Raw genomic sequence first — 10,243 nt, forward strand, 5'->3', positions numbered from 1 at the left:
GTGTCGGGGCCCTCACTCGTATCCGGGTCCGGGCTCAACCCGTATCCGGGTCCGGGTTCTCGCGCTTGGCGGGGAGCCTCAGCCCACCCAGCAGCGGGTGACGACGGCTCCGTCGACCTCGAAGTTGATCCGGCCGCCGCGGAACTCCATGGTGATGATCGCGCCCGGCGGCAGGGATCTGACGGTGCTCCAGCCATGGCTGCGGGCCCGTCGTTCGGCGGCGTCGGCGGCGAGGCCGACGTACTCGTCGGGCACGTCGTCGGGCTGGGCGGAAGGGGTCGGTATGGGTGCCATGCCCCTCACCGTAGGCGGCCTCGGGCGGTGACGGAAGCCGGGGTGCCCACCGTCGCAGGGCATCCTCACGTTCCCCGCCGGTCACACTTGTGTCACAGGATCACGACACGTGCGCGGTATGGATCACGCCACCCGAAGAGGCCGCCCGGGACCGGACGCACAGTAATCACACAACCCGGAGAATGATCATTCGGAAGGCCCGGAATCGGAGCGGAATATCCCGTATCGAGCGGATGCAATTCCCTCACCGAATAACGTGCGTAAATGAGCATGTCGCCGGGAATTCACGCTTCCTTATGGCAGCCTTATCCTTTGGTCACAATATTCACGCCGCGGTACGGCACAGCCGTCGGCCGCCACCGGTATAGCGGGCAACCCCGACCGTCCGTATGGCGTCGCCACGGGCCGGTGCTCAGTCCAGTGCCCTGGTCAGCCGGTCCCTGGCCACCTTGATCGCGTCCTTCAGCTCCGGTGGTTCGACGACCTCGAAGTCGAAGCCCAGCAGCATCACATGGACGACCATCACGTCCAGGCCGATCGCCCCGGTGCGCAGCAGACAGGTGTCGGCGTCGCCCGCCTCCAGCACCCCGGCGGCGGGCGAGATCCGCTCGGCCACGCGCTCGATCCCCGCCTTCAGCCGGATCACCGCGTGCATCGGGTACACGGTCGTGGAGATCCCCCTGGCGACGTAGGCGGCCAGGTCCTCGGCGGGTGGCTCGCGGGGGACGAACCTCGGGCCGTGCGGCGGCGTGGGGGTGATCCGGTCCGCCCGGAACGTACGCCAGTCCGCGCGGTCCAGGTCCCAGGCGACGAGGTACCAGCGGCGCTCGGTGCACACCAGGCGGTGCGGTTCGACGGTCCGCCGCGAGACGGAGCCGGAGTGGTCCCGGTACTCGAAGCGCAGCCGCTCGCCGTCCCGGCAGGCCCCGGCCAGTTCGGTCAGGACACCGGCGTCGGCGACCGAGGCGCCGGGCCCGCGGAGCAGCGGCACGGTGAAGGTGTTCAGCGCGTTCACCCGGCGCCGGAGCCGGTCCGGCAGCACCTGTTCGAGCTTGGTCAGGGCGCGTACGGAGGTCTCGCCGATGCCCTCGACCCCGTTGCCCGCCGCGGTGCGCAGGCCGACGGCGACGGCGACGGCCTCCTCGTCGTCCAGGAGCAGCGGCGGCAGCTGGGCACCTGCGCCGAGCTGGTACCCGCCGCCGGTGCCGGGGCTGGCGTTGACCGGGTAGCCCAGCTCGCGGAGCTTGTCGACGTCGCGCCGGACGGTCCGCGGGGTGACCCCGAGCCGGTCGGCGAGGTCGGCGCCGGACCAGTCGCGGTGTGCCTGGAGCAGTGAGAGCAGACGCAGCAGTCGTGCCGAGGTCTCCAACATGGCGGCGAGTCTGCCAGGGGTTGCGGACAGCCCGGGTCCGCAACGGCCTCGGCGGTCCTCAGGGGGCGGGTTCCGGTTCGAGCCGTACGCAGAGGTCGTTGTCGGTGGAGTAGCAGGGCGTGGCCCGGCTGCCCTCCCCGGTGCTGCGGCCCGGGTAGACGAAGATCTTCTTGCGGTCCCAGACGTCGTCGAGGATGCGGGAGATCCGTACGCCGCCGGCCGGTCGGTCCTCCGTCGTGCCGGGGATCAGCCAGAGCGTCCACAGCCGGGGCTCGGCAACGGCCCCGTCGGCCAGTTCGTCGAGGGGGAGCGTGAAGGCGAAGGCGCCTTCGTCCCCGGTGACCGGCACCCGCAGAATCCGGCCGTCCGCGCCGGGCGGCCGCGCCTCGACACGGGCCTCGGCGCCGAGGCCCGTCCCGTACAGCGTGCCCTCGACGGTCATCGTGTGCCCGTCGAAGGTCACCGGCCCGGCCTCGGCATGCGGTGCGCGCAGCCAGCAGCGCAGGGCGAGCCGGCCGTCGAGGGTCGGGTACGGGATCCGCACCGCGATCCGCCCGCTCTCCGGTACCTGGTCGACGAGCAGCCGCAGATCGCGGATGCCGGGTTCGACGGCCACCGCCGCGCCGTCCTGCGCGCCGGGCTCCCGCAGATAGATGTCCCAGCGGCCCTCCGCGGGCTCCACGGTCCCCGGCAGCACCGCGCGCAGCCGCCCGTCGCGCAGCGGGCTCAGCGGCAACCGTACGGTGTCGCCGTCGCCGCCCTTGCCCTTGGCGCCGCGCAGCCGGAGCAGCAGTTCGGGCGCCTCCTCGTCCTCGCGGCGGCCGAGGTCGAGATCGAAGGTGATCCCGCCGCCCGGTCCCGCGGTGCAGTCGGCCTTCGGTGTCCTTCGTCCTGCGGAGACGGTCATGCGGTCTTCCCCTTGCGGATCACGGCGGCTGCCTTGTAGCGCAGGGCGTACGCCCCGTCCAGCACGGTTCCCCCGGCGCGGTGCAGTGTGGTGCTCAGCGCGCCGTGCGAGCGGTCGCGCGGGCCCCGCGAGGCGAGTTCGGTGAAGAGCCGTTCGTGGCGTTCGGCGATCCGTGCCGGGTCGAACCGCTGCGACGCGGCCAGCGCGGCGCGGCCCGCGCGGTGCCGTGCCTCGTCGTCGCCGATCAGGCCGAGCAGGGCGTCGGCCACGGCCGCCGTGTCGCCGACGGGCACCAGCCGTCCGTCGGTGCCGTCGTCGATGATCTCGCGGGGGCCGTGCGGGCAGTCGGTGGCGACGACCGGCAGGCCGCAGCGCATCGCCTCGACGATGGTCATGCCGAAGGACTCGCGGTCCGAAGTGACCGCGGCGATCGACCCCTTGGGCCACTCGGCCTCCAGCGGATTGACCGGTCCCATCAGGAACACGTGGTTGTGCAGCCCGAGTTCCTCGATGAGCGCGAGCAGCGCCGCCCGTTCGTTGCCGGTCGCGTCGCCGCCGCCGTAGATGCGCAGCCGCCAGTCCGGGCGGACCGCGACCACGTCGGCGAACGCCCGGACGAGCAGGTCGTAGCGCTTGACCTTGTGCAGCCGGCCCGCGGCGATCACCCACTTCCGGTCGCCGTCGGCGGGCGGGACGGCCGGTTCGGGCACGCTGTTGGCGATGGCCTCGATCCGTACGCCGGGCAGTTTGAACCCGGTCCGGTAGGCCCGGGCGTCGGCCTCGGTGACGGTGGTGATGGCGTCGAGCAGGGGGTAGCGGTGCGCGATCTCGCGGCGGAGCCGGTAGCCGTGGCTGTCGAGGGTGAGGTGCTCCTGCCCGATCCGGACCGGGCCGCGGCGGGCCTGCCTGCTGATGTGCACATTGAGCCCCGGCCGGGTGCCGACCACGACGTCCGCCTCCAGGGACCGCAGATGGTCCGCCACCCGTGCGTCGGACAGTCTGCTGTACTGCCGGTACCTGCTGTCGCCGCGCGGGAACACCGTCGCGGGGCGGGCGTACTCGGCGGCGTCGCCGTCGTACGTCGGGCTCTTCTTCCGCAGATCGACGAGGTGGGTCATGCGCACTCCCTCGGGGGCGCCCAGCGCGGGAACGTCGCGGTGCCGGAAGACCGAAACGATCTCGATGTCATGGTGCCCGGCCAGCGCCCCGGCGAGATTGAACGTCGTACGGATCGTTCCCCCGACCCCGTAGGCGTTGTGGAGCAGGAAAGAAATGTGCATGGAACGCCATATCTCCCGGTTCGGCTGATCAGCGGCAGGCTGCACTTGCCATGACGACGCAGGCCGGTCGGGGGTTCACTCCGTGTACGGGAGAATTTCGGCCATCGGTAAACTCGCCCGCTTTCCCGCTTTGTCGACGTATCGGTGCACCGCCGTATCGTCGAGTGGACCACACCGAGAGCCCCCGGACCGGCCCGAACGGCCCCCAAGTGCTCTCCCGGGCCCCGGGATTCACCCTCTGAGCCGGTTGGTTCGATTACGTTCCCTTTCTCGCGTGACCCCGGCCGCGGCTCGCCCGTTGTCATTTCCATGAGCCGGGAACCGCCCGGCGCACGTACCGAGTTCGAGGAGCCACCCGTGCCGCGCATGCTCGACGTCAGCGAGGACGTACGCGCCGAGATCGGCGACGCCGAAGCCGACCGGCTGCTCGTCGGCGACAACGCCCCGGGCAGTTACGACTGCACTTCCTGCCGCACCCCCGGAGACTCCGAGCAGGAACGCACCAGCACGGTGCTCTTCGTCGGCGACGAGACCGCCGTCCTCGCCTTCGCCCACGCGACGTGCATCCCCTCGCAGGTCGTCCAGGTCGCCGAGGAGCAGCTCCAGGGCGCCGTACGCAGCATCACCGGCAACGAGGGCCCGGACGTCAACGGCTTCGACGCGGGCCGGCCGCAGGGCGCCCCCACCGAGCAGGCCGTCCTCGGCATCACCAGCGGCCTCGTCCTGATCGACGACGAGCTCCACCCGGCCCTCGTCGTCGAGCCGACCGGCGCGATCACCCGGCCGGGCACGGACGGCAGCCGGGGCGACGAATTCCTCCAGCTGCTGCTGGAGCAGGGCTTCCACCCGGTCCACCGGACGGACCAGGTGCCCGCCGTGCTGCACGGCTGGTCGATCCTGCTCGCCATGGGCCAGCTGCACGCCGTGCTCCAGCCGGGCACCGGCGGCGGCGCACCGGTCGCCTGGTGGCAGGCGCACGCACCGCTCCAGGTCACCGAGGGCTGGCGGACCGCGGCCAACAAGTCGCAGACCGTTCTCGTCTTCGCCGCCCCGGCCGGGGCGATCGGCCAGCAGCCCCGCGAGGACCTGCTGCGCGACGCGCTGGACAAGGCCGCGGCCGACGGGCTCCTGGTCGCCGCCGCGATGCCGCTGGCCGGTACCTGACGGTGGCCGTCGGCCCCTCGCACCAGCGGCGAACAGCTATTTCTCCGCCCCGCCCGCATCCGACCGACACCGGTGTCGTTGGCACATACGTGCACTCATACGACTCCTCCCACCAGCGCCCGAGCCCGATCCCTGCCATGCGGCCCTCGCAGGAGCCATCGGGCGGTCAGTCCCACACCCCGATCTACGACGCGCTGTACTCCGAGTACCGCCGCTCGTTCCGGGCGCTGCCGGGCGATCGGAGCGGCGAGGAGAATCTCGGCTTCCTGGCCTTCGGCTCCGGGCTCTTCGGCAGCCGTCTCCCGCTGAGCGGCCACTCCGGTCACTCCGCCGGATTTTCCACCGGCCTCGCCGTGGCGGGCGGCGCCACCGGACACAGCACCGGGACCGGCACCGGCGGCCTCGGTTCCTGGCAGCGGGTGGGCCGGCACTCGGGCCGCACCCAGCCGGCCGCTCTGCCCCCCGGTTCGCGGGGCGCCTGACCGTACGTCCGCGGGGCGCCCGACCCGCGACGACAGAGCCCCGGGCCGTCTCTCGTCCGAGACGGCCCGGGGCTCTGTCGTACGCCCGTGGGTGCTACTTGTTGCGGCCGCGCTTCTCGCGGACCCGCACCGAGATGTGGATCGGGGTGCCCTCGAAGCCGAACTCCTCACGCAGCCGACGCTCGACGAACCGCCGGTAGCCGTGCTCCAGGAAGCCCGAGGCGAACAGCACGAAGCGCGGCGGCTTGGTGCCGGCCTGGGTGCCGAAGAGGATCCGGGGCTGCTTGCCGCCGCGGACGGGGTGCGGGTGGGAGGCCACGATCTCGCCGAGGAAGGCGTTCAGCCGGCCGGTGGGGACACGGGTCTCCCAGCTGGCGAGGGCGGTCTCGATCGCCGGGACGAGCTTCTCCATGTGCCGGCCGGTGACGGCCGAGACGTTGACCCGCGGCGCCCACGCGATCTGCGCGAGCTCCGTCTCGATCTCGCGCTCCAGGTAGTAGCGGCGCTCCTCGTCGAGGGTGTCCCACTTGTTGTACGCGATCACCAGGGCCCGGCCGGCCTCCACGGCCATGGTGATGATGCGCTGGTCCTGGACGCTGATGGACTCGCCCGCGTCGATCAGGACGACGGCGACCTCGGCCTTCTCCACGGCGGCGGCGGTACGCAGCGAGGCGTAGTAGTCCGCGCCTTCCTGGAGGTGGACGCGGCGGCGGATGCCGGCCGTGTCGATGAACTTCCAGGTGATGCCGCCGAGCTCGATCAGCTCGTCGACCGGGTCGCGGGTGGTGCCCGCGAGCTCGTTGACGACGACGCGGTCCTCGTTGGCCACCTTGTTCAGCAGCGAGGACTTGCCGACGTTCGGACGGCCGATGAGCGCGATCCGGCGCGGGCCGCCGATCGCGGTGCCGAAGCGCTGCGCCGGGGCCTCGGGAAGCGCTTCGAGCACGGCGTCGAGCAGGTCGCCGGTGCCGCGGCCGTGCAGCGAGGAGACCGGGTGCGGCTCGCCGAGACCCAGCGACCACAGGGCGGTGGCGTCCGCCTCGCCGCTCTGTCCGTCGACCTTGTTGGCGCAGAGCACGACGGGCTTGCCGGCCCGGCGCAGCAGCTTGACGACGGCCTCGTCGGTGTCGGTCGCGCCGACGGTCGAGTCGACCACGAAGACGACCGCGTCGGACGCCTCGATGGCGTACTCGGCCTGGGCGGCGACGGAGGCGTCGATGCCCAGCACGTCCTGCTCCCAGCCGCCGGTGTCGACGACCTTGAAGCGGCGGCCGGCCCACTCGGCCTCGTAGGTGACGCGGTCGCGGGTGACGCCGGGCTTGTCCTCGACGACGGCCTCGCGGCGGCCGATGATCCGGTTCACCAGCGTCGACTTGCCGACGTTGGGGCGGCCGACGACGGCGAGCACGGGCAGCGGTCCGTGACCGGCCTCGTCGATGGCACCCTCGACCTCTTCGAGGTCGAAGCCCTCCTCCGCGGCGAGCTCCATGAACTCCGCGTACTCGGCGTCGCCAAGCGCTCCGTGCTCGTGGTCCGAGCCGTCGGAGTGAATCTGGTCGTTCATGAAGTCCGTTCCTCTTTGCATCATCATCGATGGACCACGACTGCGCGGCCCACTACTCAAGTCTTACCTAGCGTCCGGTGAAACGCCTGGCCTCGTCCAGGTGGGCGGTCAGCCGCGCCTGGATCCGTACCGTCGCCTCGTCCAGCGCCTTGCGCGTACGACGCCCGCTCCCGTCGCCCGCCTCGAAGGCGTCGCCGAACACGACGTCCACCCGGCTGCGCAGAGGCGGCAGTGCCGATATCAACCGTCCGCGGCGCTCGGTGCTTCCCAGGACGGCCACGGGCACGATCGGTGCCCCGCTGCGTACCGCGAAGTACGCGAGCCCGGCACGCAGGGAGGCGAAGTCGCCCTCGCCCCTGGTGCCCTCGGGAAAGATCCCGAGCGCCCCGCCCTCCTCCAGCACGCCGAGGGCGTGGGTGATGGCGGTGCGGTCGACGGTCGTGCGGTCCACCTTCAGCTGACCGATTCCGCGCAGGAACGGGTCGAGCGGGCCGACGAACGCCTCCTTCTTGATCAGGAAGTGGACGGGCCGGGGCGCGGTGCCCATCAGCATCGGACCGTCGATGTTGTGCGAGTGGTTCACCGCGAGTATGACGGGTCCGGAGGCGGGAACCCGCCACGCGCCGAGCACGCGGGGCTTCCACAGCCCGTACATCAGCCCGATGCCGATCCCGCGCCCGACCGCCGCTCCGCGCGGCGAGGGGCGGCCCGTGGCCTGGGTCACTTCGTGGCCCGCTTCTCCTCGACGAGGGTGACGACACACTCGATGACCTGCTGGAGGGTCAGCTCGGTGGTGTCCACCTCGACGGCGTCGTCCGCCTTGGCCAGCGGGGAGGTCTTGCGGCCGGAGTCGGCAGCGTCCCGCTTGATCAGCGCTTCCCTGGTGGCGGCGAGGTCGGAGCCCTTGACCTCTCCGCTGCGCCGGGCGGCGCGTGCCTCCGGGGAGGCGGTGAGGAAGATCTTCAGGTCGGCGTCGGGCAGCACCGTGGTGCCGATGTCGCGGCCCTCGACCACTATGCCCCGCTCGGCCGCGGCGGCGATGGTGCGCTGCAGCTCGGTGATCCGGGTGCGCACCTCGGGGACGGCGCTGACGGCGCTGACCCTGGAGGTGACCTCCTGCGTACGGATCGGGCCCGAGGCGTCCTCGCCGTCGACGGTGATCGTCGGGGCGGCCGGGTCCGTGCCGGAGACGATGACCGGCTTGGCGGCCGCGGTCGCCACCTCCACCGCGTCCTGGACGTCGATGCCGTTGTTCAGCATCCACCAGGTGATCGCCCGGTACTGGGCACCGGTGTCCAGGTAGCTCAGGCCGAGCTGCGCGGCGACGGCCTTGGACGTGCTCGACTTGCCGGTGCCGGAGGGCCCGTCGATGGCGACGATCACTGCGGCCGGGGCCGTACGGGTTTCCACGGTGGTGGACACCTTCCTGGTACACGGGGTGGGCGGGACGGGGGCGTGTGCGAACCCGCCCCGCACAAGGTTACCGAGTGTCGGAGCGGGCCTCCGCACCCCTGTGGACAACGGCCTCCCGGCCCCGCCCCGCCTACTGCCGTATCGACCAGCCGCGCTCGCGCAGTGCCGCGCTCAGTGCGGGGACCGCGCTCGGCTCGACCATCAGCTGGACCAGGCCGGCCTGCTGCCCGGTGGCGTGCTCGATGCGCACGTCCTCGACGTTGACCCCGGCCCGTCCGGCGTCGGCGAAGATCCCGGCCAGCTCCCCCGGCCGGTCGCTGATCAGCACCGACACCATCTCGTACGCGGTGGGGGCGGTCCCGTGCTTGCCGGGCACCCTGACCCGGCCCGCGTTGCCGCGGCGCAGGACGTCCTCGATGCCCTCGGTGCCCTCGCGGCGCTTGTCGTCGTCGCCGGACTCCAGGCCGCGCAGCGCCCGTACCGTCTCGTCCAGGTCGGCGGCCACCCCGGCCAGCACGTCGGCGACCGGGCCGGGGTTGGCGGAGAGGATCTCCACCCACATCCGGGGGTCGGAGGCGGCGATCCGGGTGACGTCCCTGATGCCCTGGCCGCAGAGGCGTACGGCGGTCTCGTCGGCCTCCTCCAGGCGGGCGGCGACCATCGACGAGATCAGCTGCGGGGTGTGGGAGACCAGGGCGACGGCCCGGTCGTGCGCGTCGGCGTCCATGACGACCGGGACGGCACGGCAGAGCGCGACCAGCTCCAGGGCGAGGTTGAGGACCTCGGTGTCGGTGTCCCGGGTCGGGGTGAGGACCCAGGGCCGCCCCTCGAACAGGTCCGCGGTGGCGGCGAGGGGGCCCGACCGCTCCTTGCCGGCCATGGGGTGCGTACCGATGTACGGCGTGAGGTCGAGGCCGAGGGCCTCCAGCTCGCGGCGCGGGCCGCCCTTCACGCTGGCGACGTCCAGGTAGCCGCGGGCGATGCCGTCCCGTATGGCGGTGGCCAGCACGGTGGCCACATGGGCGGGCGGTACGGCGATGATCGCCAGGTCCACCCGCTCCTCGGGCGCCTCGTCCGTACCGGCGCCCAGCGCGGCGGCGGTGCGCGCCGACTGGGGGTCGTGGTCGACGAGGTGGACCTGGATGCCGCGCCCGGCGAGGGCGAGGGCTGCGGACGTGCCGACGAGGCCCGTTCCGATGACGACGGCGGTTCTCACTGGGCGATGTCCTTGCGGAGTGCGGCGGTGGCACCGAGGTACACGTGGGCGATCTCGGACTTGGGAAGGTAGGTCTCGACGTGCGCGAGGATGCGCACCACACGGGGCATGGCGCCCTCGATGTCCAGCTCCTGGGCGCAGATCAGCGGTACGTCGACGATACCGAGCCCGCGTGCGGCGGCGGCCGGGAAATCGCTGTGCAGGTCGGGGGTGGCCGTGAACCAGATACTGATCAGGTCGTCCGCGACGAGGCTGTTGCGTTCGAGGACGGCGGTGAGCAGGGCACCGACCTGCTCGTCCATGTGTCCGGCCTCGTCCCGCTCCAGCTGGACGGCTCCTCGGACCGCTCGTACCGCCACGTCGTGCTCCTCGGTTCTTCGTGCTCGATCTCTGCCCGATCAGCCTAGATGGGTGGCGGGTCCGGCGGTCCGGGGTGCTCTGTCCGTGAGACGGGGCGGGCACGGTCGCGGCCCCGCCCCCGTGACGCCCCGACACACCCGCCCCCACCCACGCCCCCCCACCCACCCACACACACACCCCACACCAAAACA

At 72.1% G+C, this 10,243-nt stretch carries 11 protein-coding genes; 2 read left to right on the forward strand and 9 right to left on the reverse strand.

What is annotated here, in order from left to right:
• Positions 1-78: 78 nt before the first annotated feature.
• The 4 genes from ACFVH0_RS40080 to ACFVH0_RS40095 all read right to left on the reverse strand — a co-directional run bounded on the left by ACFVH0_RS40080 (position 79) and on the right by ACFVH0_RS40095 (position 3,853).
• Complete coding sequence (locus ACFVH0_RS40080; protein ID WP_385828365.1) at positions 79-294, reverse strand: I78 family peptidase inhibitor; 216 nt, start codon at positions 292-294, stop codon at positions 79-81.
• Positions 295-706: 412 nt separating this feature from the next.
• On the reverse strand, positions 707-1,666 hold the full coding sequence (locus tag ACFVH0_RS40085) for a helix-turn-helix transcriptional regulator (RefSeq protein WP_385828366.1): 960 nt from the start codon (positions 1,664-1,666) through the stop codon (positions 707-709).
• Between the two features lie 58 nt (positions 1,667-1,724).
• The gene (locus ACFVH0_RS40090) at positions 1,725-2,573 is read right to left on the reverse strand and encodes a transferase (protein ID WP_385828367.1); all 849 of its coding nucleotides are present in this window, start codon (positions 2,571-2,573) and stop codon (positions 1,725-1,727) included.
• Positions 2,570-3,853: a glycosyltransferase family 4 protein gene (locus ACFVH0_RS40095; protein ID WP_385828368.1), complete on the reverse strand. Its 1,284-nt coding sequence runs from the start codon at positions 3,851-3,853 to the stop codon at positions 2,570-2,572. The genes ACFVH0_RS40090 and ACFVH0_RS40095 overlap by 4 nt, the downstream gene beginning before the upstream one ends.
• Before the next feature lie 357 nt (positions 3,854-4,210).
• Between ACFVH0_RS40095 and ACFVH0_RS40100 the strand changes: the two genes are divergently transcribed.
• Both ACFVH0_RS40100 and ACFVH0_RS40105 read left to right on the forward strand, forming a co-directional pair.
• Positions 4,211-5,017, forward strand: a complete 807-nt coding sequence (locus ACFVH0_RS40100; protein ID WP_385828369.1) for a hypothetical protein — start codon at positions 4,211-4,213, stop codon at positions 5,015-5,017.
• Positions 5,018-5,154: 137 nt separating this feature from the next.
• On the forward strand, positions 5,155-5,499 hold the full coding sequence (locus ACFVH0_RS40105; RefSeq protein ID WP_385828370.1) for a hypothetical protein: 345 nt from the start codon (positions 5,155-5,157) through the stop codon (positions 5,497-5,499).
• Between the two features lie 94 nt (positions 5,500-5,593).
• Here the strand turns inward: ACFVH0_RS40105 and der are convergent, their stop codons facing one another.
• From der to aroH, 5 genes are all read right to left on the reverse strand, one after another.
• Positions 5,594-7,063: a ribosome biogenesis GTPase Der gene (gene der / locus ACFVH0_RS40110; protein WP_266421313.1), complete on the reverse strand. Its 1,470-nt coding sequence runs from the start codon at positions 7,061-7,063 to the stop codon at positions 5,594-5,596.
• Positions 7,064-7,130: 67 nt separating this feature from the next.
• The gene (locus tag ACFVH0_RS40115; RefSeq protein ID WP_385828371.1) at positions 7,131-7,787 is read right to left on the reverse strand and encodes a lysophospholipid acyltransferase family protein; all 657 of its coding nucleotides are present in this window, start codon (positions 7,785-7,787) and stop codon (positions 7,131-7,133) included.
• On the reverse strand, positions 7,784-8,485 hold the full coding sequence (gene cmk, locus ACFVH0_RS40120; protein WP_385828372.1) for a (d)CMP kinase: 702 nt from the start codon (positions 8,483-8,485) through the stop codon (positions 7,784-7,786). The genes ACFVH0_RS40115 and cmk overlap by 4 nt, the downstream gene beginning before the upstream one ends.
• Positions 8,486-8,606: 121 nt before the next feature.
• Positions 8,607-9,692: a prephenate dehydrogenase gene (locus ACFVH0_RS40125; protein WP_385828373.1), complete on the reverse strand. Its 1,086-nt coding sequence runs from the start codon at positions 9,690-9,692 to the stop codon at positions 8,607-8,609.
• Positions 9,689-10,051: a chorismate mutase gene (gene aroH / locus ACFVH0_RS40130; RefSeq protein WP_385828374.1), complete on the reverse strand. Its 363-nt coding sequence runs from the start codon at positions 10,049-10,051 to the stop codon at positions 9,689-9,691. The genes ACFVH0_RS40125 and aroH overlap by 4 nt, the downstream gene beginning before the upstream one ends.
• Between the last annotated feature and the right edge of the window lie 192 nt (positions 10,052-10,243).

Source organism: Streptomyces sp. NPDC127117 (assembly GCF_042677325.1).
GTDB lineage: Bacteria > Actinomycetota > Actinomycetes > Streptomycetales > Streptomycetaceae > Streptomyces.